Source organism: Pseudomonas nitroreducens (assembly GCF_010994165.1).
GTDB lineage: Bacteria > Pseudomonadota > Gammaproteobacteria > Pseudomonadales > Pseudomonadaceae > Pseudomonas > Pseudomonas nitroreducens.
On record NZ_WMBX01000006.1, the window covers coordinates 44,634 to 68,780 of the forward strand.

The 24,147-nt window shown below is 66.1% G+C and carries 25 protein-coding genes; 20 read left to right on the forward strand and 5 right to left on the reverse strand.

Going from position 1 to position 24,147, the window contains the following annotated elements:
• The first annotated feature begins 22 nt into the window (after positions 1 to 22).
• The 9 genes from GJV37_RS24075 to GJV37_RS24115 all read left to right on the forward strand — a co-directional run bounded on the left by GJV37_RS24075 (position 23) and on the right by GJV37_RS24115 (position 8,870).
• A complete protein-coding gene (locus tag GJV37_RS24075; RefSeq protein ID WP_024765674.1) occupies positions 23 to 1,033 on the forward strand; it encodes a response regulator in 1,011 nt (336 codons plus the stop codon).
• A 119-nt stretch (positions 1,034 to 1,152) separates the two neighbouring features.
• A protein-coding gene (gene prfB / locus GJV37_RS24080) for a peptide chain release factor 2 (RefSeq protein WP_099051256.1) occupies positions 1,153 to 2,248 on the forward strand; the annotation gives its coding sequence in 2 pieces (ribosomal slippage) (positions 1,153 to 1,224 and positions 1,226 to 2,248; 1,095 coding nt in all).
• 84 nt (positions 2,249 to 2,332) lie between these two features.
• Positions 2,333 to 3,838: a lysine--tRNA ligase gene (gene lysS / locus GJV37_RS24085; RefSeq protein ID WP_024765672.1), complete on the forward strand. Its 1,506-nt coding sequence runs from the start codon at positions 2,333 to 2,335 to the stop codon at positions 3,836 to 3,838.
• A 317-nt stretch (positions 3,839 to 4,155) separates the two neighbouring features.
• The gene (locus tag GJV37_RS24090) at positions 4,156 to 4,872 is read left to right on the forward strand and encodes a TetR/AcrR family transcriptional regulator (protein ID WP_024765671.1); all 717 of its coding nucleotides are present in this window, start codon (positions 4,156 to 4,158) and stop codon (positions 4,870 to 4,872) included.
• Between the two features lie 107 nt (positions 4,873 to 4,979).
• On the forward strand, positions 4,980 to 5,543 hold the full coding sequence (locus GJV37_RS24095; RefSeq protein ID WP_065086133.1) for a hypothetical protein: 564 nt from the start codon (positions 4,980 to 4,982) through the stop codon (positions 5,541 to 5,543).
• On the forward strand, positions 5,540 to 6,844 hold the full coding sequence (locus GJV37_RS24100; protein WP_054908275.1) for a flavohemoglobin expression-modulating QEGLA motif protein: 1,305 nt from the start codon (positions 5,540 to 5,542) through the stop codon (positions 6,842 to 6,844). The genes GJV37_RS24095 and GJV37_RS24100 overlap by 4 nt, the downstream gene beginning before the upstream one ends.
• Positions 6,845 to 7,066: 222 nt before the next feature.
• The gene (locus tag GJV37_RS24105) at positions 7,067 to 8,002 is read left to right on the forward strand and encodes an alpha/beta hydrolase (RefSeq protein WP_193453002.1); all 936 of its coding nucleotides are present in this window, start codon (positions 7,067 to 7,069) and stop codon (positions 8,000 to 8,002) included.
• Positions 7,999 to 8,322, forward strand: a complete 324-nt coding sequence (locus GJV37_RS24110; RefSeq protein WP_024765667.1) for a PA3694 family proteiin — start codon at positions 7,999 to 8,001, stop codon at positions 8,320 to 8,322. Before GJV37_RS24105 ends, GJV37_RS24110 begins: the two co-directional genes overlap by 4 nt.
• A 38-nt stretch (positions 8,323 to 8,360) precedes the next feature.
• A complete protein-coding gene (locus GJV37_RS24115) occupies positions 8,361 to 8,870 on the forward strand; it encodes an O-acetyl-ADP-ribose deacetylase (protein ID WP_065086135.1) in 510 nt (169 codons plus the stop codon).
• A 153-nt stretch (positions 8,871 to 9,023) separates the two neighbouring features.
• On the opposite strand, the gene lptF is transcribed toward GJV37_RS24115, so the two are convergent.
• The 3 genes from lptF to GJV37_RS24130 form a co-directional block, all read right to left on the reverse strand.
• Positions 9,024 to 9,815: a lipotoxin F family OmpA-related lipoprotein LptF gene (gene lptF, locus GJV37_RS24120; protein WP_037017351.1), complete on the reverse strand. Its 792-nt coding sequence runs from the start codon at positions 9,813 to 9,815 to the stop codon at positions 9,024 to 9,026.
• Between the two features lie 37 nt (positions 9,816 to 9,852).
• Positions 9,853 to 10,275 (reverse strand): DUF4398 domain-containing protein, encoded by a 423-nt coding sequence (locus GJV37_RS24125; protein ID WP_193453003.1) that lies wholly within the window; start codon positions 10,273 to 10,275, stop codon positions 9,853 to 9,855.
• A gap of 176 nt (positions 10,276 to 10,451) precedes the next feature.
• Positions 10,452 to 12,521: a heavy metal translocating P-type ATPase gene (locus GJV37_RS24130; RefSeq protein ID WP_246228437.1), complete on the reverse strand. Its 2,070-nt coding sequence runs from the start codon at positions 12,519 to 12,521 to the stop codon at positions 10,452 to 10,454.
• An 87-nt stretch (positions 12,522 to 12,608) separates the two neighbouring features.
• On the opposite strand from GJV37_RS24130, the gene GJV37_RS24135 reads away from it, so the two are divergent.
• Together GJV37_RS24135 and cadR are read left to right on the forward strand one after the other, a co-directional pair.
• The gene (locus GJV37_RS24135; protein ID WP_193453096.1) at positions 12,609 to 12,830 is read left to right on the forward strand and encodes a hypothetical protein; all 222 of its coding nucleotides are present in this window, start codon (positions 12,609 to 12,611) and stop codon (positions 12,828 to 12,830) included.
• A 54-nt stretch (positions 12,831 to 12,884) separates the two neighbouring features.
• Positions 12,885 to 13,352: a Cd(II)/Pb(II)-responsive transcriptional regulator gene (gene cadR, locus GJV37_RS24140; RefSeq protein WP_024765664.1), complete on the forward strand. Its 468-nt coding sequence runs from the start codon at positions 12,885 to 12,887 to the stop codon at positions 13,350 to 13,352.
• Positions 13,353 to 13,605: 253 nt separating this feature from the next.
• Here cadR and GJV37_RS24145 read toward each other — a convergent pair whose 3' ends face one another.
• Positions 13,606 to 13,941, reverse strand: coding sequence for a hypothetical protein (locus GJV37_RS24145; RefSeq protein ID WP_037009585.1), 336 nt, complete (start codon positions 13,939 to 13,941; stop codon positions 13,606 to 13,608).
• Between the two features lie 208 nt (positions 13,942 to 14,149).
• Between GJV37_RS24145 and ppc the strand changes: the two genes are divergently transcribed.
• From ppc to GJV37_RS24185, 8 genes are all read left to right on the forward strand, one after another.
• The gene (gene ppc / locus GJV37_RS24150; RefSeq protein WP_170860016.1) at positions 14,150 to 16,786 is read left to right on the forward strand and encodes a phosphoenolpyruvate carboxylase; all 2,637 of its coding nucleotides are present in this window, start codon (positions 14,150 to 14,152) and stop codon (positions 16,784 to 16,786) included.
• Between the two features lie 247 nt (positions 16,787 to 17,033).
• Entirely contained in the window at positions 17,034 to 17,681 is a 648-nt protein-coding gene (gene adk / locus GJV37_RS24155) for an adenylate kinase (RefSeq protein ID WP_024765662.1), read from the forward strand.
• An 88-nt stretch (positions 17,682 to 17,769) separates the two neighbouring features.
• Positions 17,770 to 18,444, forward strand: coding sequence for a tRNA (adenosine(37)-N6)-threonylcarbamoyltransferase complex dimerization subunit type 1 TsaB (gene tsaB, locus GJV37_RS24160; RefSeq protein ID WP_193453004.1), 675 nt, complete (start codon positions 17,770 to 17,772; stop codon positions 18,442 to 18,444).
• Between the two features lie 66 nt (positions 18,445 to 18,510).
• Positions 18,511 to 18,855 (forward strand): hypothetical protein, encoded by a 345-nt coding sequence (locus tag GJV37_RS24165; protein WP_024765660.1) that lies wholly within the window; start codon positions 18,511 to 18,513, stop codon positions 18,853 to 18,855.
• 4 nt (positions 18,856 to 18,859) lie between these two features.
• Complete coding sequence (locus tag GJV37_RS24170; RefSeq protein ID WP_170860015.1) at positions 18,860 to 19,717, forward strand: DUF72 domain-containing protein; 858 nt, start codon at positions 18,860 to 18,862, stop codon at positions 19,715 to 19,717.
• Between the two features lie 73 nt (positions 19,718 to 19,790).
• A complete protein-coding gene (locus tag GJV37_RS24175; protein ID WP_170860014.1) occupies positions 19,791 to 20,618 on the forward strand; it encodes an isocitrate lyase/PEP mutase family protein in 828 nt (275 codons plus the stop codon).
• Positions 20,619 to 20,621: 3 nt separating this feature from the next.
• Positions 20,622 to 21,314, forward strand: a complete 693-nt coding sequence (locus GJV37_RS24180; protein WP_240967360.1) for an extensin-like domain-containing protein — start codon at positions 20,622 to 20,624, stop codon at positions 21,312 to 21,314.
• Between the two features lie 55 nt (positions 21,315 to 21,369).
• Positions 21,370 to 22,152 (forward strand): class I SAM-dependent methyltransferase, encoded by a 783-nt coding sequence (locus GJV37_RS24185; RefSeq protein WP_193453005.1) that lies wholly within the window; start codon positions 21,370 to 21,372, stop codon positions 22,150 to 22,152.
• Between the two features lie 157 nt (positions 22,153 to 22,309).
• Here the strand turns inward: GJV37_RS24185 and GJV37_RS24190 are convergent, their stop codons facing one another.
• Entirely contained in the window at positions 22,310 to 22,942 is a 633-nt protein-coding gene (locus GJV37_RS24190; protein ID WP_037009583.1) for a TetR/AcrR family transcriptional regulator, read from the reverse strand.
• Between the two features lie 98 nt (positions 22,943 to 23,040).
• On the opposite strand from GJV37_RS24190, the gene GJV37_RS24195 reads away from it, so the two are divergent.
• A complete protein-coding gene (locus GJV37_RS24195; RefSeq protein ID WP_038803394.1) occupies positions 23,041 to 24,144 on the forward strand; it encodes an efflux RND transporter periplasmic adaptor subunit in 1,104 nt (367 codons plus the stop codon).
• Positions 24,145 to 24,147 lie beyond the last annotated feature (3 nt).

Genomic DNA, 24,147 nt, shown 5'->3' on the forward strand with positions numbered 1-24,147 from the left:
GCAGGCTACGGAGCCCCATCAGATGAACCCTTTGACGAGTGACTACCCCGTGAACACCCCAGGCGATTCCGCTGTGATGGTGCTGCTGGTCGATGACCAGCCGATGATCGGCGAGGCCGTGCGCCGCGCGCTGGCGGACGACCCTGGCATTGACTTCCATTTCTGCTCCGATCCGCACCAGGCCATTGCCCTGGCCATTCAGATCAAACCCACGGTGATCCTCCAGGACCTGGTGATGCCCGGCGCCGATGGCCTCTCGCTGGTACGCGAGTACCGCGGCAACCCGGCCACCCGCGACCTGCCGATCATCGTGCTGTCGACCAAGGAAGACCCGGCGGTGAAGAGCGCGGCGTTCAGCGCCGGCGCCAACGACTACCTGGTCAAGCTGCCCGACGCCATTGAGCTGATCGCCCGCGTGCGCTACCACTCGCGTTCTTACCTCGCCCTGCAGCAGCGCGACGAGGCCTACCGAGCCCTGCGCGAGAGCCAGCAGCAGTTGCTGGAAACCAACCTGGTGTTGCAGCGGCTGATGAACTCCGACGGCCTGACCGGGCTGTCCAACCGCCGGCACTTCGACGAATACCTGGAAATGGAGTGGCGCCGCGGCCTGCGCGAGCAGACCCAGCTGTCGATCCTGTTGATCGACGTGGATCACTTCAAGGCTTACAACGACACCTTCGGCCACGTGCAGGGCGACGAGGCGCTGCGCCAGGTGGCCGGGGCGATCCGCGCCAGCGCCAGCCGCCCCTCGGACCTGCCGGCGCGCTACGGCGGCGAGGAGTTCGTCATGGTCCTGCCCAACACCTCGCCCGGCGGCGCACGCCTGCTCGCCGAGAAGCTGCGGCGCCTGGTGCAGGACCTGAATATCCGCCACGAACTGCCCACTCCGGGCTCGTCGCTGACCATCAGTATCGGTGTGGCGACGCTGATCCCCCAGGCCGGGCAGGCCTGCCGCCAGCTCATCGAACTGGCCGACCAGGCGCTCTACAACGCCAAGCACGGCGGGCGCAACCAGGTGGCCATCGCCGGCTGAACGGGCGGGCAGGGCGCGAAAACGGTGGGCGTGCTTTGTCGCAAAGCCTGAAAAGGCGGCGAAAAATCACGTATACTTGCCGGCTTTTCTACGCCCTTTACCCGTGAGAGATGCCCGCCATGGAAATCCAACCGATCCTCAACAGCATCAAGGACCTCACCGACCGTACCCAGTCGATTCGGGGGTATCTTTGACTACGATCTGAAACATGATCGTCTGATTGAAGTCAACCGCGAGCTGGAAGACCCGGCGGTCTGGAACAAGCCCGAATACGCCCAGAACCTGGGCCGCGAGCGCGCCATGCTGGCGCAGATCGTCGAGACCCTCGACGAGCTCACCGGCGGTTTGGCCGACTCCCGCGACCTGCTCGACATGGCGGTCGAAGAGGATGACGAAGGCGCCGTGGCCGACGTCGAGGCCGAAGTCCAGCGCCTGCGCGAGATCCTCGAGAAGCTCGAGTTCCGCCGCATGTTCAGCGGCGAGATGGACCCCAACAACGCCTACCTGGACATCCAGGCCGGCTCCGGCGGCACCGAAGCCCAGGACTGGGCCAACATGCTGCTGCGCATGTACCTGCGCTGGGCCGACAAGAACGGCTTCGATGCCGAGATCGTCGAGCTGTCCGAGGGCGAAGTCGCCGGCATCAAGGGCGCCACTGTGCACATCAAGGGCGAGTACGCCTTCGGCTGGCTGCGCACCGAGATCGGCGTGCACCGACTGGTGCGCAAGAGCCCGTTCGACTCCGGCAACCGTCGCCACACCTCGTTCACCGCAGTGTTCGTCTCGCCGGAAATCGACGACAACATCGAGATCGAGATCAACCCGGCCGACCTGCGCATCGACACCTACCGCTCCTCCGGCGCGGGCGGTCAGCACGTGAACACCACCGACTCCGCGGTGCGTATCACCCACGTGCCGACCAACACTGTGGTGGCGTGCCAGAACGAACGCTCCCAGCACGCCAACAAGGACACCGCCATGAAAATGCTGCGGGCCCGGTTGTACGAGCAGGAGATGCAGAAACGCACCGCCGCCTCGCAGGCGCTGGAAGACACCAAGTCCGATATCGGCTGGGGCCACCAGATCCGTTCCTACGTGCTCGACCAGTCGCGTATCAAGGACCTGCGTACCGGCGTGGAACGCAGCGATTGCGACAAGGTGCTCGACGGCGACCTCAACGAATACCTGGAAGCCAGCCTGAAACAAGGCCTGTAAACAGCACCACCCTGCAGGGCTCGCCATACGGCGAGCCCTGCCAGTAACCCCATATTGATCAAGACGCCAGGCAGATAGACGACCATGAGCGACCAACAACTCGACCAGCACGACCTGCAACAGGAAGAAAACAAGCTGATCGCCCAGCGCAAGGAAAAGCTTGCCGCCGTGCGTGAGGCCAAGGCCATTGCCTTCCCCAACGACTTCCGCCGCGCCGACTACTTCGCGGACCTGCAGAAACAGTACGCCGACAAGACCAAGGAAGAGCTGGAAGCAGCCGCCATCCCGGTCAAGGTCGCCGGTCGCATCATGCTCAACCGTGGTTCGTTCATCGTCCTGCAGGACAGCAGCGGCCGTCTGCAGGCCTACGTGAACCGCAAGACCCTGCCGGAAGAAACCCTGGCCGAGATCAAGACCTGGGACCTGGGCGATATCATCGGCGCCGAAGGCACCCTGGCCCGTTCCGGCAAGGGCGACCTGTACGTCGAGATGACCAGCGTGCGCCTGCTGACCAAGTCCCTGCGCCCGCTGCCGGACAAGCACCACGGCCTGACCGACACCGAGCAGCGCTACCGCCAGCGCTACGTCGACCTGATCGTCAACGAAGAAACCCGCCACACCTTCCGCGTGCGTTCGCAGGTCATCGCCCACATCCGTCGCTTCCTTTCCGATCGCGGCTTCCTCGAAGTGGAAACCCCGATGCTGCAGACCATCCCCGGCGGCGCGGCGGCCAAGCCCTTCGAAACCCACCACAACGCGCTGGACATGGCCATGTTCCTGCGTATCGCCCCGGAGCTGTACCTCAAGCGCCTGGTGGTCGGTGGCTTCGAGAAGGTCTTCGAGATCAACCGCAACTTCCGTAACGAAGGCGTTTCGACCCGGCACAACCCCGAGTTCACCATGCTCGAGTTCTACCAGGCCTACGCCGACTACGAAGACAACATGGACCTGACCGAGGAGCTGTTCCGCGAGCTGGCCCAGGCCGTGCTCGGCAGCACCGACGTGCCCTACGGCGACAAGGTCTTCCACTTCGGCGAGCCGTTCGCCCGCCTGTCCGTGTTCGATGCCATCCTCAAGTACAACCCGGAACTCACCGCGGCTGATCTGAACGACCTCGAGAAGGCCCGCGCCATCGCCAAGAAGGCCGGCGCCAAGGTTCTCGGCCACGAAGGCCTGGGCAAGCTGCAGGTGATGATTTTCGAAGAGCTGGTCGAGCACAAGCTGGAGCAGCCGCACTTCATCACCCAGTATCCGTTCGAAGTCTCCCCGCTGGCGCGCCGCAACGATAACGACCCGAGCGTCACCGACCGCTTCGAGCTGTTCATCGGTGGCCGCGAGATCGCCAACGCCTACTCCGAGCTCAACGACGCCGAAGACCAGGCCGAGCGCTTCATGCTGCAGGTGAAGGAGAAGGACGCCGGTGACGACGAGGCGATGCACTACGACGCCGACTTCGTCAACGCGCTGGAATACGGCATGCCGCCCACCGCCGGCGAAGGCATCGGTATCGACCGCCTGGTGATGTTGCTGACCAACTCGCCGTCGATCCGCGACGTCATCCTGTTCCCGCATATGCGCCCGCAGGCGTAAGCGCAGGAGTCAGCGAAAAAGGCCGCCCACTGGGCGGCCTTTTTCGTTTTTGCGTCGATCGGGCGGACGGGCGACACGAGCCCTCCGTGCGTTTCCGAGGTCGGGCGGTTCTTGTAGGATCGTCCGACGAAATGCATGTCACTCCCGTGGCTCGTGCGCTATGTGGCACGTCATACACCCAGGCCTGACTCCCTGCCGCCTGCTCTGCCTCGCGGCCTGCTTCGTGCGCCGGTGTCGCAGCCGCATGGCGGCGATTGTTTTCCCACAGAAAAGCTCGAACAATGCGCCATCAGGCCGCGCCGTCGGAGGTAATGCCCGTGACCCCAGTGTCCCCGCGAGACAGTGCCGCGCAAGTCGCCAGCGCCATCGCCGAAAGTGTCAAATACCAGGGCCGCAAGGCCAGCCGCCAGGGCAGCGAGCAGCGCCGCCAGGCGATCCTCGACGCCGCCCTGCGGATCATCGTGCGCGATGGCGTCCGCGCCGTACGCCACCGTGCCGTGGCCGCCGAGGCCGGCGTGCCGCTGTCCGCCACCACCTACTACTTCAAGGACATCCAGGACCTCATCACCGATACCTTCGCGCTCTTCGTCGAGCGTAGCGCCGAAGCCCTGTCGACCTTCTGGGGCAGCGTCGAGGGTGACCTCCAGGCCATGGCCGCCGGCCTCGCCCAGGACGACCCACAGGCGCGCCGCGAGCTGACCGCGAATATCGTCGAGCTGGCGATCCAGTACGTCATGGTCCAGCTCAACGAACGCCGCGAGCACCTGCTGGCCGAACAGGCCTTCCGCCAGGAGGCGCTGCTCAACCCCAGCCTCAGCGATCTGGCGCAGCGCCACCGGCGGATTCTTTCCCTGGGCGTGGTGCATTTCTTCGAAGTGCTCGGTTCAAAGCAGCCCGAGCAGGATGCCCGGGTGTTGACGGCCATCATCCTGCAGATGGAGTATCAGGGCCTGCTGGACGGCGCCGACCACCTGCAGACCGAGGAAATGCGTGCCATCCTTAGCCGCTACCTCGACCTGGTGATGGGTTTGTAGCGCCAACTGCTGCATTCCAACCCCGCCGGCCGGCGGGGTTTTCGTGTCGGAACTCCGGGCGCCTGCGCGTATCGCATGAGAAGGCATCCGGACCTAAGGAGGGCGTGATGAAAGTCTGGCGTGCACTGCTGCTGTTGAGCATCTGCCTGCTCAGTGGCTGTCTGGTGACGTTCAAGGACCCGATTCCGGCCAACGAGCCCGCGCCGGCTCACCTGCTGGGCCAGTGGTCACGTGTGGACGAGTACGGCGAGGAGCAGTTCCTCGAGGTCACCCGCTCCGGCTCCAATCTCTACCGTGCGCTCAGCTACGTCGACAGCAAGGACAACACCGACAGTGTCGAGGACTTCGGCTTCACCGTCGCCCATCACGGCAGTCGCTGGTACCTCTCGGCCGGGTTGCCGAAGAGCATGGGCGGCAACTTCGCCCTGGCCGGCTTCGAGATCACCGACAAGGACGAACTGGTGATCTATAACCTGGATGTCGAGCATATCCTGCAGGACATGAAGGAAGGCGCACTCAAGGGCGAGAAGGTCGACACCGAGCAGGGTGCCGGTGCGCTGGTGAGCAGCCCGCTCGCCGACGTCATCGCCTACCTGAATGATCCGGCCAATTCCGACGTGTTCGTCGAAGCGCTGCGCTTCTCGCGCGTGACCCCGGGAGAAAAGCAATGACCCCACGGCGCAAGAAGTCCACGCCCAACGAGTACCAGCAGATCATCCGCAGCCTGTCCGACCGGATCGTCGAGGCGCAGACACCGATCCGCGTACTCGATGCCATCAAGTGGGATGACAGCATCCGCGACGACTTCCTCAAAGGCCGCGGCAAGCATGCGCCCAAGGTCGACCGCAGCTACTACGACAGTCGCCCACTGTCCTTCGACAGCAGCGCGAAGAAGCAGGAATTCCAGAACATCGAGCGCGACATTACCCGCCACCTGGGGCAGTTCAATCCGGTCGGGCAGATCATGCGGCGCATGTGCAAGGAATACCGCATGGTCATCCGCATGCTCGAAGCACGCGGCACCCAGGACTTCGGGCTGATTTCCCAGGAGCTCTACGGCTCGGCCTCCGATGCTTTTCATGCCGGCGACCCGACCCTGGCCGACCTCGGCCTGATGCTCTCGGACTACCTGAACAACATCGCCGACCGAGGCGACCTCAAGGACGAACCCAAGACCCTTACCGCCAGCGACGCGGTGCGGATGTTGCAGGAGCGCCTCAACAAGGTCTTCGACGGCAAGGAAGACACCATCCGCGTCTTCGAGTCCGACGGCATCGTCGCTGATGCGGCGGCCGGCGCCGATTACATCAAGGTGCGTGCCGACGCCATGTTCAACGAGCGCGACGTGCGCGCGCTGGAAGTCCACGAAGGCCTGGTGCACGTCGGCACCACGCTCAATGGCCTCAACCAGCCGATCTGCACCTTCCTCGCCAAGGGCCCGCCGTCGTCCACCGTGACCCAGGAAGGCCTGGCGATCCTGATGGAAGTGATCGCCTTCGCCTCCTACCCGACCCGCCTGCGCAAGCTCACCAACCGCACCCGCGCCATCCACATGGCGGAGGAGGGGGCGGACTTCCTGGAAGTGTTCAACTTCTACCGCGAGCAGAACTACAGCGCGGAAAGCAGCTACCAGAACGCCAGCCGGGTGTTCCGCGGTTCGACGCCGTCGGGCCTGCCGTTCACCAAGGACCTGTCGTACCTCAAGGGTTTCATCCTGATCTACAACTACATCCAGCTCGCCGTGCGCAAGGGCAAGCTGGAGCAGATCCCGCTGCTGTTCTGCGGCAAGGCCACCCTGGAAGACATGCGCACCCTGCGCCAACTGGTGGACGAGGGCCTGGTGGTGCCGCCCAAGTACCTGCCGCCGCAGTTCCGCGACCTCAACGCACTGTCGGCGTGGATGTGTTTCTCCAACTTCCTCAACCACCTCAGCCTCGACCGCATCGAGGCGGACTACGCCAATATCCTCTAACGATTGGACGGCATGGCGTGCGGCTGGACACGCCCTCTCCCTAACCCGGGCTACGCACCCCGCTCCGAAGGGAGAGGGGATCGTTCGGTGCAGGATGACACCCTATAGCGTCAGCCGACACGGATAGCTCCCTCTCCCTTCAGGGAGAGGGCGGGGGAGAGGGGCTTTGATAGCGCGCCATTGCTGATCCATTTGAAGGAAGCTCCCAAGGATGACTTGCCGATGATCCGATGCTTCAAGGCCGCCGCGCTGGCAGTGCTGGTAGCCCTCAGCGGTTGCAGCTCGCTGCTGTTCTACCCCAGCGATGACGTCGCCATCACGCCCGCGCGGGCCAAACTGGAGTTCCGCGACGTCACGTTCACCACTGCCGATGGCGTTAGGCTCGCCGGCTGGTGGTTGCCGGCGAAAGCGGGCGTGCCGGTCAGGGGCACCGTGCTGCACCTGCACGGCAATGGCGGCAACATGGCGTGGCACCTGGGCGGCGCGTACTGGCTGCCGGAGCAGGGCTACCAGGTGCTGATGCTGGATTACCGCGGTTACGGCAAGTCCGAGGGCGAGCCGAGCCTGCCGGCAATCTACCAGGACATCGACGCCGCCTTCGCCTGGCTGGACAAGGCACCGGAGGTGCAGGGCAAACCGGTGATCCTGCTGGGCCAGAGCCTGGGCGGCGCCATGGCGGTGCATTACCTGGGCATGCACCCTGAGCGGCAGAAGAAGTTGAATGCCGTGGTGCTCGATGGCGTGCCGGCCAGTTACCGCGATGTGGCGCAGTACACCCTTAGCACCAGTTGGCTGACCTGGCCGCTGCAGGTGCCGCTGTCCTGGCTGGTGCCCGACGGCGATAGCGCGATCCGCTCCATGCCGCGACTTTCTGGCGCACCCGTGCTGTTCTTCCACAGCATCGACGATACCATTGTGCCCCTGGACAACGGCCTGACCCTCTACAAGGCCGCGCCGCCGCCCAAGGTCTTCCAGCTGACACGCGGCAATCACGTGGAAACCTTCGGGGAGCCGGTGTGGCGCGAAGTGATGCTGCGCTTCCTTGACGATCCGCAGCACTTCACCGGCCTGCGCCGGTTGGCCGAAGTCCCGAACTCTCCCTCTCCGGCGAAGCCACAGGAATCGCAGGCGGACCCGAAACAACAAGGCACCCCATGAACGACCGCAACCCGATCTCCTACATCCTCACTGTCATCGCCACCATCTTTGTCTCGGTCGGCACGCTCTGGTATTACGGCTACCTGCACTTTGCCAAGCCCGAGGACGCCCTGGAGCTGACCCAGTTCACCCTGCTGAAGAGCATCCCCGGCCAGGACACCAAACTTTCCCTCGATCCGGCCGACCAGCAGGCGCAGTGCATCGACGGCGTGCTGGTGATGTTCGACATGACCCAGAAGGGCCTGACCGGTGTGCTGGTCGACGGCCGCAAGCGCGCCGTGCGCTGCATGGGCGAGCAGACTCCGCAAGAAACCAAGTGACGGTCGGCCCTGACCCGGCGGACTGAGGGAGGAAGGTCATGAGCCATCCCGAGATCCGCATCTGGCAGGGCGACATCACCCGCCTCGACGTCGACGTCATCGTCAACGCCGCCAACAGTTCGCTGCTGGGCGGTGGTGGCGTCGACGGCGCAATCCACCGGGCCGCGGGCCCGGATCTGGTCCACGCCTGCCGCCCGCTGGGTGGCTGCAAGGCCGGCCAGGCGAAGATCACTCCCGGCTTCCGCCTGCCGGCGCGCTACGTCATACACACTGTCGGGCCTGTCTGGCGCGGCGGTGAGCACGGCGAGCCCGAGGTGCTTGCCCAGTGCTACTGCAACAGCCTGCAACTGGCCGAAGGCAACGGCCTCGCCAGCATCGCCTTTCCTGCCATCAGTACCGGTATCTACGGTTATCCCGCCGAAGCCGCGGCGCGGGTCGCCGTGGACGAACTGCGTCGTCCGCGCGGTGAAGGAAGTTCGCTGAAGGAAGTGGTGCTGGTGCCTTTCTCGGCCGAGATGGCCGAGCTTTACCGGCGCCTGCTGGCCTGAATAAGTGCCCATGGTCGCGGGCTTGGCCCGCTCCAACAGGGAACGCAGGTCGTAGGACGGGTGGAGCGGAGCGATTCGCATGCTGTTGATGCAGTGCTCGAAGGGTATCGCTTCGCTCCACGCCATCCTACAAGAGCGCTGTCTCCCGAAGGATCAATAAGTGCCGCTTACCGCCGAGCGCGGCTGCACCGGGTTGGCGTCATTGGAAATGGTCACCTCGACGCGACGGTTCATGGCACGGCCGGCCGGAGTGGCGTTGCTCGACACCGGGTACTCCTTGCCGTAACCGCGAGAAACGACGCGATCGGGGGTGACACCCTGGCTCAGCAGCGCCAGGCGAATGGCGTCCGCGCGACGCTCGGAGAGCCTCTGGTTGTAGGAGGACGAGCCGCTGCTGTCGGTGTAGCCCTCGACGATGACCTTGCGTTCCGGATTCTGCTGCAGGTAGCCGGCGAGGTTCTGCACATTGCCCATGGCGCCAGGTTTCAGCTCGGCGCGGTCGAGGTCGAACAACACATCGCCGAAGGACACCATGGTTCCGCGCGAGGTCTGCTTGGCGTTCAACTCGCCCTTGAGCTTGTTCAGCTGTGCGGTACGGGCATCCAGGCGGGCCTGGGCGCGTTGGGCCGAGGTGTTCTTCAACTGATCCTCGGCGTCCCGCAGGGCCACCGTCTGGTTGGCCAGCTCGATGCGCTGCTGGGTCAGGTAGGCCATCTGGTCGACGTCCTTCTGGTCGGCGCCGTCGCGGTAGGCTTTGTCGGTCTTGGCCAGCCAATCGCCGGCGTCCTTGGTTTCCAGCGCGGCCTGCTGGGTGGCCTGGGGCTCGGCCTGCAGCGCCTGGAAGTCGCTGCGGGCTTTCTCCAGGTTGGCGTTGGGCGGTGTGGAGCACGCGGCGAGGGCCAGGGCGAGGGTCGAGACGGCGGGCAGTACGATGAGCTTGTTCATGTCGGAATTCCTTATATGACCGGACGTAGGGGCGGGATCACTGGGCCTGCTGCAGACCTTCCTGACGCAGCTCCATCACGCCCTGCTGGGCGTCCTTGACGTTGTTCTGCGCCTTCACGGCCTGCGACTTGCGCTCGGCCACGCGAGCGTCCCATTCGGCCTGCTGCGCCAGTCGCTTGGCCTGGTCGTATTCCTTGTCGTTCAGGGCGATGCGCGCCTGGGCGAGTTTGTCCTGGGCATTCTTGGTTTCGACCGGGGCGAATTCGGGTCCACCTGAGCTGACGGCGGCGTTAACCGCCGATTCGGTGACGGCCATCTGTTCGCTGGGCGGGTTGCCGGCGCAGCCAGCCAGCAGCGCGGCGCTGCCAAGGGCGAGCAGGCTGAGGCGCAGGGAAGGGCGCAGGGAAGCGCGGGTGGAGGCGGTCGGGACGGTTCGAGCGCTCTGAGATTTCAGTTCCATTGGGTGAATCCTCTGACGTTTGGTAAGGGGTTCCCTCGGCGATTCGAGTGCCGGTGGATGCCTGCCGCGCGGGTCTGCGGCTTCGTGGGCATCTGATTAGGGGACTAAGGGTTTTGTCAGGGGGTTCAAAAAAAATGCCCGCCGTATGGGCGGGCATTGGCGACGATCCACTGGAATCAGCCGCGATGACGCAGTAATCGCAGGCCGTTGAACACGACCAGCAGGCTGGCGCCCATGTCGGCGAAAACCGCCATCCACAGGGTGCCTTCGCCGGCCAGGGTGAGGGCAAGGAACACCGCCTTGATGCCCAGCGCGAGGGTGATGTTCTGGATCAGCACGCGGTGGGTCTGGCGCGACAGGCGAATGAAGGACGGCAGCTTGCGCAGGTCGTCATCCATCAGCGCGACGCCGGCGGTTTCGATGGCCGTATCGGTGCCCGCCGCGCCCATGGCGAAACCGATGTCGGCGCGTGCCAGGGCGGGAGCGTCGTTGATGCCGTCGCCGACCATGCCCACTCGCTTGCCACCTTCCTGGCGCTGCTTTACCTCGCGCAGCTTGTCCTCGGGTAGCAGGTTGCCCAGTGCTTCGTCGATGCCCACCTGGGCGCCGATGGCGGCGGCGGTGTGCGGGTTATCGCCGGTCAGCATCAGCGTCCTCACGCCCAGTTCATGCAGCTGGGCGACGGCTTCGCGGCTGGTCTCCTTCACGCCGTCGGCCACGGCGAACAGCGCCAGCGGACCTTGCGCATCGAGCAGCACGATGACCGTCTTGCCTTGCTGTTCGAGGGCGTCGAGGCGCTCTTCCAGCTCCTTCGAGCACAGCTCCAGCTCCTCCACCAGGCGGTGGTTGCCCAGGTGGTAGGTGCGACCGTCGATCTCGCCTTTCACGCCGCGGCCGGGCAGGGCGGTCAGTTCGCCGACGCTGTACAGCGCGATGTTGTCCGCTTCGGCGGCCTGGGCCACGGCGTGCGACACCGGGTGATCCGAGCGAGCAGCGAGGCTGGCGGCCAGTGCGCGCACGTCGCCGGCGGCGGTCTCCCGCAGGGCGGTGAAATCGGTCTGGCGCGGGCGACCTTCGGTGAGGGTGCCGGTCTTGTCGAGGGCGATCCAGCTCAACGAACGGCCCATTTCCAGGAACACTCCGCCCTTGATCAGGATACCCAGGCGAGCCGCTGCCGACAGGCCGCTGACAATGGTCACCGGAGTGGAGATGACCAGTGCGCAGGGGCAGGCGATCACCAGCAGCACCAACGCGCGGTAGACCCAGTCGAGCCAGGCGCCGCCGAAGAACAGCGGCGGCAGCAGCGCAGTGGCGATGGCGATGAGAAACACCGCCGGGGTGTAGAGGCGGGAGAACTGGTCGACGAAGCGCTGGGTCGGCGCCCGCGAGCCCTGGGCTTCTTCCACCGCATGGATGATGCGTGCCAGGGTGCTGTCGTCGGCTACGCGGGTGACGCGGTATTCCAGCGCGCTTTCACCGTTGATGGTGCCGGCGAACAGGGTGTCGCCTGCCTGTTTTTCCACCGGCAGACTCTCGCCGGTGATGGGCGCCTGGTTGACGCTGGAGCGGCCGTCGAGCACCTCGCCGTCCAGGGCGATGCGCTCGCCGGGGCGCACCCGCACCCGAGCGCCGAGAGCGACGGACTTGGCGGAGACTTCCTGCCATTGCCCGTCCACCTGGACCGTCGCCTGTTCCGGCGCCAGCTGCAGCAGGCCGCGAATGGCGTTGCGCGCGCGATCCAGCGACTTGGCCTCGATCAGTTCGGCGATGGCGAACAGCACGGCGACCATGGCCGCTTCCGGCCACTGGCCGATCAGCATGGCGCCGGTCACGGCGATGCTCATCAGGGCATTGATGTTGAGATTGCGGTTCTTCAAGGCGATCCAGCCCTTGCGGTAGGTCGGCAGGCCCGCGCCAAGGATGGCGGCAATGGCCAGCGCCGCCACCAGCCACTGCGGGCCGATGGCGAACCACTCGAAGAACTCAGCACCTGCCGCCGCGACACCGGCCAGCGCCAGTGGCCACCAGGGTTTCTGCTGGGTGGGTTTTGCGGGCGCGGGGGCGTTTTCATCCACGGGCTCGGCCTGCATGCCCAGGGACGCCACCAGCTTCTGCAACGGCTCGATGCTGTCGAAACGGTGCTGCACGCGCAGCAGGCGCTGCATCAGGTTGAAGTCGAGGTCCTCCACCGCCGGCACGCGGCCCAGTGCGTCGCGCAGCAGGCGTTCCTCGGTGGGGCAGTCCATGGCCTCGATGCGCAGGCTGATCCAGCGCAGCTCGCCGGCCGCAGCCCCTGCCACGGCGCTTGCCGCTTGCGCGGGGTCGATGTGCTCATGCTGATGATCGTGATCGTGATCGTGATCGTGGTCATGGCCGTGATCATGCGGCGCAAGTTCGGCGGCCGGCGCGCGCAGCAGCGCGCCTTTGTCGCAGCCACAGCATCCGGCGGCTTCCTGTTCGCGGTGCTGATCCTGGATTGGGGCGGGGCCGTGGATGATCGGGCCCTGGCGATTGGCAGTCATGTCGTCCGTTCCTGTTTGACGAGTTGCTGCTGATTGCACACCCTGTAGCAACTACAGAGTCAAGCACCTGCTGGCGAGGAGTCGAAAATGAAGATCGGTGAACTGGCGAAACTGACCGGCTGCCCGGTGGAAACCATTCGCTATTACGAGCGCGAAGGCCTGCTGCCTGCGCCGTCGCGCAGCGAAGGCAACTACCGCCAGTACGACGCCAGCCACGTCGAGCGGCTGTCGTTCATCCGCCATTGCCGTTCGCTGGACATGACCCAGGAGGAGATCCGCATCCTCCTCGGCCTGCGCGACCGCCCCGAGTCCGACTGCGGTACTGCCAACCGGCTGATCGACGAGCACCTGCACCACGTCGAGGTGCGCATCGCCGAACTGCAGTCGCTCAGCCAGCAATTGCGCGACCTGCGCGCGCAGTGCCAGGGCGAGGGCAGCAGCGTGGATTGCGGTATCCTGCGCGAGCTGGAGCAGCCGGCGGAGCCTTCGGTGATTCCCGATGCGTGCGCCGAGGCGGGGCATTTGCACGTGCCCGGCGTCCACGGCCGGCATTGATTGGTCCGTGCAGGAAGGCAGGTGGGCCGGCTTCGCCAGTATGCTTCTGCGCTGGGGGCGGTCCTCACCCTGACCCTCTCCCGGAGGGAAAGGGGACCGGATGGAGCAGGATGAAACCATGGCGTCAGCCGGCGCAATCTGCTCCCTCTCCCTGGGGGAGAGGGCTGGGGTGAGGGGCCGTCCAGGCACCGAAGCAGCCGCAGCAGGGCAGTGCTCCTGAAGCCTGAAACCATGCGCCTCGGCAGATGCCGATTCAGGAGTGCTCCGCCTCCGTCAGTTCATGCAGGTACTTGCGCGACAGCGCCAGGAAGCGCGGCGTCGGGCCTGTGTCTTCGTAGATCGGGTCGCCCTGTTCGTCGTGGGCCACCACCTTGTTCCCCTGCACGTAGGGGAGGCTCGCCTCCAGCTCCTCCAGCGCAGCGTTGACCAGTTCTCCCAGCAATTCCTCGACGCTGCGCTTGGGGTACATGTCGTGCAGCGCGGCCAGACGCGCGGCGGTCTCGACGTCCAGCGGAATGCTGTACTGATGGTGGGTCATGCGCCCCCTGGCGTTCTGTTCCCAATGGCGTACCAGCTCGCGGATCTTCATGTTCACCTCTAGGGTCGTTACGTGGCGGTCGGTCCTCGTGAGGCCGCCGCAGGTTTTCCCGACGATGGGGGATAACTTTCAGCCTAGACGTTGTCCGAGCATGACTGCGGGCGTTCGTCGAGCGCTTGTCAGCCGCCACACCTGGCGGCACTGTGAAACTCTCAGCGTGGCCCTTTCCAATGGGCGCTCTCACTCCAAGGAGACCGCGATGCCGGATATCGATGCGCGCCTGCGCGAGGACGTTCACCTGCTTGGCGAACTGCTCGGGCAGACCATCCGCGCCCAGTACGGGCAGGGCTTCCTCGACAAGATCGAGCTGATCCGCACGGGCGCCAAGGCCGCACGGCGTGGCTCGGCCGAAGGTGCCAAGCAGCTCACCGCGACCCTCGACGGCCTGGGCGAGGACGAACTGCTGCCGGTGGCGCGCGCCTTCAACCAGTTTCTCAACCTGGCCAATATCGCCGAGCAGTACCACCGCATTCGCCGCCGCACGCCCAAGGAGCCGGAACCTTTCGAGAACCGCGTCCTGGCCGAATTGCTGGGCCGTCTGAAAAAGTCCGGCCTGGGGCCGGAAGGCCTGGCGCGGCAGGTCGCGGAGCTGGAGATCGAGCTGGTGCTCACCGCGCACCCCACCGAAGTGGCGCGCCGCACGCTGATCCAGAAGTACGACGCCATCGCCGGCCAACTGGCCGCTGGTGACCACAGCGACCTGTTGCCCGAAGAGCGCCAGGCGGTGCAGGAAAAACTCCAGCGGCTGATCGCCGAGGCCTGGCACACCGACGAAATCCGCCGCACCCGGCCGACCCCGGTGGACGAGGCGAAATGGGGCTTCGCGGTGATCGAGCATTCCCTCTGGCACGCGCTGCCGGACTTCCTCCGGCACGTCGATCGCACCCTGCAGGAAACCCTCGGCGAACGGCTGCCGCTGGAGTCCGCGCCGATTCGCTTCGCCTCCTGGATGGGCGGCGACCGCGACGGCAATCCCAATGTCACCGCCGCCATCACCCGCGAGGTCCTGCTGCTGGCGCGCTGGATGGCCGCCGATCTCTACCTGCGCGACGTGGACAGCCTGGCTGCCGATCTGTCCATGCAGCAGGCCAGCGAAGAACTGCGCGCCGAAGTGGGCGAGCTTGCCGAGCCCTACCGCGCGCTGCTCAAGCAGCTGCGCGAACGCCTGCGTGCCACCCGTGCCTGGGCCGAGCGGGCCATCCATGCCGGCGAAGAGCCCGGCAGCGAGGTGCTGCAAGACAACCGCGAGCTGCTTGAACCACTGCAACTCTGTCACCGCTCGCTGCACGATTGCGACATGGGCGTGATCGCCGATGGCGCCTTGCTCGATACCCTGCGCCGCGCCGCTACCTTCGGCCTGTTCCTGGCCCGGCTGGACGTGCGCCAGGATTCCACGCGCCACGCCAGGGCGATGAGCGAAATTACCGAGTACCTGGGCTTGGGCAACTACGCCGAGTGGGACGAAAGCGTGCGCCAGGAATTCCTCCTGGAAGAGCTCGCCAGCCGTCGCCCGCTGCTGCCGGCGAACTACCAACCTTCCTCCGAGACCGCCGAAGTACTCGCCACCTGCCGCGTGGTGGCGCAGGCGCCGGCAGCGTCGCTGGGCTCCTACGTCATCTCCATGGCCGGTCATCCATCCGATGTGCTTGCTGTGCAATTGCTGCTCAAGGAGTGCGGGCTGGAGCGGCCGATGCGCGTGGTGCCGCTGTTCGAGACGCTGGATGACCTCGACCACGCCGGCCCCTGCATCGACCGCCTGCTCAGCCTCGACAGCTACCGCACCCGCCTGGCCGGGCCGCAGGAAGTGATGATCGGCTATTCCGACTCGGCCAAGGACGCCGGCACCCTGGCTGCCGCCTGGGCGCAGTACCGCGCGCAGGAGGCGCTGGTGGACATCTGCCGCAACCACGGCGTCGAACTGCTGTTGTTCCATGGCCGTGGTGGCACGGTCGGTCGTGGCGGCGGTCCGGCCCACGCGGCCATCCTTTCGCAGCCGCCGGGCTCCGTGGCCGGGCGTTTCCGCACCACCGAACAGGGCGAGATGATCCGCTTCAAGTTCGGCCTGCCGGACATCGCCGAGCAGAACCTCAACCTTTACCTGGCCGCAGTGCTGGAAGCCACCCTGCAGCCACCGCCGGTGCCCGAGCCGGCCTGGCGCGAGGAGATGGATCGCCTGGCCGCCGACGGCGTGCTCGCCTACCGCGCGGTGGTGCGGGAGAACCCGCAGTTCGTCGACTACTTCCGCGAGGCCACGCCGGAGCAGGAACTGGGCCGCCTGCCGCTGGGCAGCCGCCCGGCCAAGCGCCGCGAGGGCGGGGTGGAAAGCCTGCGGGCGATCCCCTGGATCTTCGCCTGGACCCAGACGCGCCTGATGCTGCCGGCCTGGCTGGGCTGGGAAGACGCACTGTTCAAGGCCATCGAGCGCGGCGAGGGCGCGCTGTTGTCCCGTATGCGCAAGGAGTGGCCGTTCTTCACCACCCGCATCGACATGCTGGAGATGGTGCTGGCCAAGGCTGACCGGGAAATTGCCCAACTCTACGACGAGCGCCTGGTGCAATCGGAACTGCGACCATTAGGTGCGCATTTACGCGACCTATTGTCGCAGTCGGTGCGCGTGGTGCTAGGCCTGACCGGGCAGTCCCAACTGCTCGCCCACGCCGCCGAGACGCGCGAATCCATTGGTGTGCGCAATACCTACCTGGACCCGCTGCACCTGCTCCAGGCCGAGCTGCTGGCCCGCTCGCGACGCTGCACCGGCGATGCCTGCGGCGGTCTGGAGCAGGCCATGCTGGTGACGGTCGCGGGGATCGCGGCGGGGCTGCGCAATACCGGTTGAGGGCACATCACCCCCCACCAAAGGTGGATTGCCGAGCCGGCAAATGAGATTAATTTGATGGCTGTTCCGGGTGCCATCAAGCGCCCGGGACCGGCTCGCGCAGTCCCCATGGCCGGCTTGTCTGGCAGGGGACCGCTGTGTATCGTGAGCAACCTTTCGGCGCATGTCTGCGCCATTCCAGCACGATGAGATTGGCCCCAAGAGGCGGATCCGTGATTTCGCTTAACAAGTATTAAGGAGCATATCGATGCGTGTGATTCTGCTCGGGGCGCCCGGTGCCGGCAAAGGTACCCAGGCTCGCTTCATCACTGAGAAGTTCGGCATTCCGCAGATCTCCACCGGCGACATGCTGCGTGCAGCGGTCAAGGCCGGCACCGAACTGGGCTTGCAGGCCAAGAGCGTGATGGACGCCGGTGGTCTGGTCTCCGATGACCTGATCATCAACCTGGTCAAGGAACGTATCGCCCAGCCCGACTGCGCCAACGGCTTCCTGTTCGATGGCTTCCCGCGCACCATTCCCCAGGCCGAGGCCATGAAGGAAGCGGGCGTCACCATCGACAACGTCGTCGAGATCGCCGTTGAAGACGAAGAAATCGTCAGCCGCATCGCCGGCCGCCGTGTGCATGCCGCTTCCGGCCGCGTCTACCACGTCGAGCACAACCCGCCGAAGGTTGCCGGCAAGGACGACGAGACCGGTGAAGAGCTGATCCAGCGCGAAGACGACAAGGAAGCCACCGTGCGTCACCGCCTGTCGGTCTACCACTCGCAGACCAAGCCGCTGGTCGATTTCTACCAGAAGCTGGCCGCCGCCCAAGGCACCCCGAAGTACACCCGCGTCGAGGGTGTCGGCTCGGTAGAGCAGATCACCACCAAGGTGCTCGCCGCCCTGAGCTGATCGCTCCCGCGTCTGCCAAAGGCCCGCACATGCGGGCCTTTGGCGTTTATAATGCCCGCCCGTTTTTTATCGACTAATGGAAAGCACCATGCCCACGCTGCTGGCCCTGGATACCTCGACCGAAGCCTGTTCCGTCGCCCTGCTGCATGACGGCCGTCGGTTCGTGCGCCATGAGGTGATCCCGCGCCTGCACGCCCAGCGCCTGTTGCCCATGGTGCAGGACATCCTCGGCGAGGCCGGCATCGCGCTGTCCGCCGTCGACGCCATCGCCTTCGGCCGCGGCCCCGGCGCCTTCACCGGTGTGCGTATCGCCATCGGCGTCGTCCAGGGCCTGGCGTTCGCCCTGCAGAAGCCGGTGCTGCCGATTTCCGACCTGGCGGTGCTGGCCCAGCGTGCGCACCGCGAGCACGGCGCCGCCCAGGTAGCCGCGGCCATCGATGCGCGCATGGACGAGGTGTACTGGGGTTGCTACCGCGTGGAGCAGGGCGAGATGCGTCTGGCCGGCTCCGAGGCGGTGCTGCCGCCCGAGCGCGTCGAGCTGCCGCGCGATGCCCAGGGCGCGTGGTTCGGCTCCGGAACCGGCTGGGGCTTCGAGGAGCGCCTGGCGGTGAAGGTCGCCGCCCGCGATGCCAGCCTGCTGCCGCACGCCGAAGACCTGCTGACCCTGGCCGAATTCGCCTGGGCGCGGGGCGAGGCGGTTGACGCAGAGCACGCGCAGCCCGTCTACCTGCGGGACAACGTGGCGACACCCAAGAAAGCCTGACCTGTGCCAATTGACCGCAGCCTGGAGCGCTCGCTAGAGTGAGCGCATTCCCACCGAGTTTCTGACATGCGTATCGACGGTTTCACTTCCATATCCCAGACGCCTGAGCGCGGTTCCCGGACGGGTACTGCGGTCACGCCGTATCGGGATGTGCAGAGTGACGTCGAAGCCCGCCGCGACCAACCCGCGCCGACCTCGGCGAGCCAGGGGCTGGATTCGCAGCCGCAGACCCGCCGCGTCGAATCCTCCAGCGCCAGCAGCTACGGCGTACCGGCGACCCTGCGAGACATCGAGTACCAGCGCCCGCTGAGCTCCCGTGCTGCCCAGGCGCTGGCCAGCTACACCAGCACCGCCAGCATGGCCGGCCAGTACGAAGGCCAGGAAGTCCTCGGTCTCGACCTCTACGCCTGATTCGATGTCACTGCCGTATTTCCTCGGATGTCCATCCTGGAACGAGCCTGCCTGGCGCGGCACCTTCTATCCCGCCGACCTGCGTCCCGCCGATACCCTGGGCTTCTACTCCCAGGTGTTCAACGCCGTGGAAGGCAACACCACTTTCTACGCCCGCCCCAACGCCGATACCCTCGCGCGCTGGGCGCAGACCATGCCGGAGACGTTCCGCTTCTGCGCCAAGCTGCCCCGCGATATCAGCCACGAGGGTGACCTGCGCGGCCAGTTGGAGAACACGCGGGACTTCCTTGATCTGCTGAAGCCGCTGGGTAAGCGCGTCGCGCCGCTGTGGCTGCAGGTGTCGGCCAGTTTCGGACCGGATCGGCTGGGCGAGCTGGCGGCCTGGCTCGACGCCTTCGCCGAGCGTCGCCTTGCCGTCGAGGTGCGACACCCGGCGTTCTTTGCCAAGGGCGAGGAGGAGCGGGCGCTCAACCGGCTGCTGCTGGATCGCGGTGTAGAACGTATCTGCCTGGACTCGCGGGCGCTGTTTGCCTGCCGGTCTGACGATCCTGCCGTGCTGCACGCACAGTCGAAGAAGCCCAAGGTGCCGGTGCGCCCGGCGGCGTTCAGCGACAGCCCGCAGGTGCGCTTCATCGGTGGGCCGGACCTGGACGCCAATCTCGTTCACCTTGCGCCCTGGGTCGGCAAGGTAGCCGAGTGGATCGAGCAGGGCCTGACGCCCTACGTTTTCCTCCACACGCCGGACAACCACCGTGCCGCCGAACAGGCGCAGCGCTTCCATGCCTTGCTGCGCGAGCGCCTTCCGGGTTTGCCGGCGCTGTTCGCGCCGAAGCCGGACGTGGAGCAGCTCGGCCTGCTCTGACACCCCAACTGTGCATGGCGGCGAGCGGGCGAGGGGGCTAACCTGCTCCTTCCCGTTCGGCCAGGAGACAGCCATGACCCATCAACAACAACGCGGCGAAGCCTTCCGCGCGCTGCACCAGCGCGAGGGCCTGTTCGTCCTGCCCAACCCCTGGGATGCCGGTTCGGCGAAGATGCTTGCCCACCTGGGGTTCGAAGCCCTCGCGACCACCAGCGCCGGGCTGGCTTTCGCGCTGGGACGCCGCGACGCCGAAGGCGCGGTCAGTCGCGACGAAGCCCTGGCCAATGCGCGGCAGATCATCGAGGCGACGCCGTTGCCGGTTGCCGCCGATCTGGAGAACGGCTACGGCGATACGCCTGACGATTGCGCCGAGACTATCCGCCTGGCTGCCGCCTGCGGGCTGGTGGGCGGCTCCATCGAAGACGCCAGCGGCCGCCCGGACACACCCATCTATCCGCTGGAACTGGCGGTCGAGCGCATTACCGCCGCCGTGCAGGCGGCCCGAGCCCTGCCTTTCACGTTCACCCTGGCGGCGCGGGCGGAGAACTTCCTGCATGGCCGTGCCGACCTGGACGACACCATCCGCCGCCTGGTGGCCTTCGCCGAAGCCGGCGCCGACGTGCTCTACGCGCCGGGCCTGAAGACCCGCGAGGAAATCGCCGCCGTGGTCAGCGCCGTGGCACCGCGACCGGTCAACGTGCTGGTGGGCTCGCCCGCCGTGCAACTTGGCCTGGAGGAGCTGGCAGCGCTGGGGGTGAAGCGCGTCAGCGTCGGTTCGACCCTGGCACGCGCGGCTTACGGCGCCTTCTTCAGTAGCGCCGAAGCGCTGGCCAAGGGCGACCTCAAGCCGATGCACGGCGCCATGCCCTTCGACCGCATCAACGGACTCTTCCGGGGCTGACGCTTGCGCTGGTGGCTGCTCGCTTTCGTCCTCGCCTGCGCGGGGTTCGCGTTATCGGTGCAGCAGCAGTGGCTGGGCCTGCCAGCTCGCTGGAATCCTTGGGCACCGCTGGATGTGCGCGATGAGCCCAGCCTGCTGACCCGCTACAAGCTCTGGCGACTGCGTGACGACGTCGACCTGTGCCGCCTGGCGTTGCAGAGTTCTGATCTCAAGGCGCAGCCGATGGCCGACAGCGAGCCGGTCGCCGGTTGCCCGTTGCAGAACGTCTGGCGCGTGCAGGCCGCCGAGGTAAAGCTGAGCAGCAGCTTCCTCGCCAGTTGCCCGATGGCGGTGAGCTTCGCGCTGTTCGAGCGGCACTCGCTGCAACCGGCTGCAAGGGCCGTCTACGGCCAGCCGGTGGTTGGCGTGGAGCACCTGGGCAGCTTTGCCTGCCGCAACATCTACGGGCGCGCCGATGCCCGCCGCAGCCAGCACGCGAGCGCCAACGCGCTGGATATTGCTGCCTTCCGCCTCGCCGACGGCCGGCGCATCGTCGTGGCCAGGGACTGGTCGGGGGAGGGCGATGCCGCTCGCTTCCTGCGTGCCGTGCGCGACGGCGCCTGCAGCAACTTCGACGCTGTGCTGGGGCCGGACTACAACCGCGCCCACCATGACCATTTTCACCTCGACCTGGGCGGCTGGCAGATCTGCCGTTGAGCCCGCTGGCTGCGCGCTGCGGTAGAATCGCGGTTTTTTCCAGGATCGCCCCGTCATGACCGAAGTCCTCACTCCGCCGCGCATCGTCGTCCAGGCCCTGGCGCCTGCCTGGCAGGCGTTCGCCGAGCAGTGGGCGCAGCGGCTCGGGCTGCCGATGGGCGAGGGGGATGCGGACTTCGCCCTGCAACTGGGCGATAACGGCCTGCAATTGCTGCAATTGGGGCCGGACTCGCCCGGCCCGGTGCGGGTGGACTTCCTCGAAGGCGCCACGGCTCACCGCCGCAAGTTCGGCGGCGGCGCCGGGCAGATGATTGCCAAGGCCGTGGGTATCCAGCAGGGCGTGCGTCCCCATGTGCTGGATGCCACCGCCGGCCTGGGCAAGGACGCCTTCGTGCTGGCGACCCTGGGCTGCGAGATGCACCTGACCGAGCGCCAACCGATCATCGCCGCACTGCTGGAAGACGGCCTGGCCCGTGCCGCCGGGGATTTCGAGGTGGGCGCCATCGTCGCGCGCATGCGCCTGCTGCAGGGCAACGCCATCGAGCGCATGGCCGCCTGGGAAGGCGAGGCGCCGCAGGTGATCTACCTCGACCCGATGTTCCCGCACCGCGACAAGAGCGCGCTGGTGAAGAAGGAAATGCGCCTGTTCCGCCCACTGGTGGGCGACGACCTGGACGCGCCGGCGCTGCTGGATGCGGCGCTGAAGCTGGCCAGCCACCGGGTGGTGGTCAAGCGCCCACGCAAGGCGCCGATCATCGAGGGGCAGAAGCCCAGCTACAGCCTGGAAGGCAAGTCCAGCCGCTATGACATCTATCCGCTGAAGAGCCTCAAGGGCTGACGGCCAGCTCAAGGTCCCGAGAAACTCCTACAGAACATTTCGCCGCAGCTTTGCTTTTGTAGGAGCGAGCTTGCTCGCAAACCCGCCTAACGCCGAACTCGCCGGGAAGCCCTGTTCGCGAGCAAGCTCGCTTCTTCTCTAGGCACTCCGGCGCGAGTCAGGGCCTGAAGGCCTTGAGGAACAGCGCCACCACTTCCTGCGCGTGAGCCTCGGACTCCTCCTCGGTCGGCGGCTCCACGCAACCGATCATCAGGCGGAAGTGCACGCAGCCCTGCACCAGCATCAGGAAGTGCTCGGCGGCCCGGCGCGGGCTGTCCATCGCCAGTTTTCCCTGCTGGCGAGCCTGCTCCAGCAGGCGCTCCATCTGGTCCAGCACGCGTTGCGGGCCGGCGTCGAAGAACAGCTGTGACAGATGCGGGTTCTGCCCGCCCTGGGCAATCATCAGCCGGCTCAGCGCAATGGCTTCCGGGCTGTTGATCAACTGATTGAAGCCGCGCGCCAGGTTCAGCAGCAGGCTTTCCAGCGGCGCATCGGCCGATGGCTCAGCAAACAGCTCTGGCAGGTTCTCCGCACACTTGGCCTGCACGGCTTCGACGAACAGCGTCTCCTTGTCCGTGAAGTGGCTGTACACGGTGAGCTTGGACACCCCGGCCTCGGCGGCGATGGCCTCCATGCTGCTGCCGTCGTAGCCATGGCGGACGAAGAGCTCCTTGGCGGCCTCGAGAATGGCTTGGCGCTTGGCGGGATCCTTGGGGCGACCCGGTCCGTTCGATGAGTTCGATGGCGACATGATTTTACATTTCTAATACTGGACTGATGGGTTCTGTATTTTTACTATACCGGGGAGTATAAGAATTCCAACCGCGTTTTGCGAAAGGGTCACACATCATGTTCCGCCATGCTCTGTCTGTCGCGCTGCCTGCTGCCTTCATTCTGTCCCTTTCTGCCTGCGGTAATGGCGAGCCTCCCAAGCCCGCCGTGCGTCCGGCCATCGTGGTGCAGCCGCTGCCGGCGCGTGACGTCACCGAAGCCTATCCCGGCGAAGTCCATGCCCGCCACGAGCCGGAGTTGGCGTTCCGCATCGGTGGCAAAGTCAGCAAGCGCCTGGTGGAAACCGGCGAACGGGTGAAGAAGGACCAGCCGCTGGCGGAACTCGATCCCGAAGACGTTCGTCTGCAGCTCGAAGCCACCCGTGCCCAGGTGGCGGCTGCCGAAGCCAACCTGCAGACCGTCCGCTCCGAATACACCCGCTACAAGACCCTGCTGGAGCGCCAGCTGGTCAGCCAGTCGCAGTTCGACAACATCGAGAACACCTACCGCGCCGGCGAAGCGCGCGTGAAGCAGATTCGTGCCGAATACGACGTGGCCAGCAACCAGGCTGGCTACGCGGTGTTGCGCTCGCCCCAGGACGGCGTGATCGCCACGCGCCGTGTAGAGGTGGGGCAGGTGGTCGCCGCCGGGCAGACCGTCTTCACCTTGGCCGCCGATGGCGACCGCGAAGTACTGATCAGCTTCCCCGAACATGCCTTCGAGCGCTTCCGCGTTGGTGAGGCGGTGAGCGTCGAGCTCTGGTCGCAGCGTGACAAGCGCTTCAGCGGCAAGATTCGCGAACTGTCGCCGGCGGCCGATCCGCAATCGCGCACCTTTGCAGCGCGCGTTGCCTTCGACGATCCGAAAGTGCCCGCCGAACTGGGCCAGAGCGCCCGCGTCTACGTCCATGCCGAGGGCGCCGTGCCGCTGGCGGTGCCACTGGCCGCGCTGACCTCGGAGGCAGGCCAGCCATTTGTCTGGGTGGTCGATCCGAAGACTTCCACCCTGCACCGTCGCCCGGTGCGCGTCGGTCCCTACGCCGAAGACCGCGTGCCGGTGCTCGAAGGCTTGAAGGATGGCGACTGGGTGGTGGCAGCCGGTGTCCAGGTGCTGCGTGAAGGGCAGGAGGTACGGCCTGTCGACCGGGAGAACCGGTCGATCAAGCTGGTGGCGAAGGAGTAACGC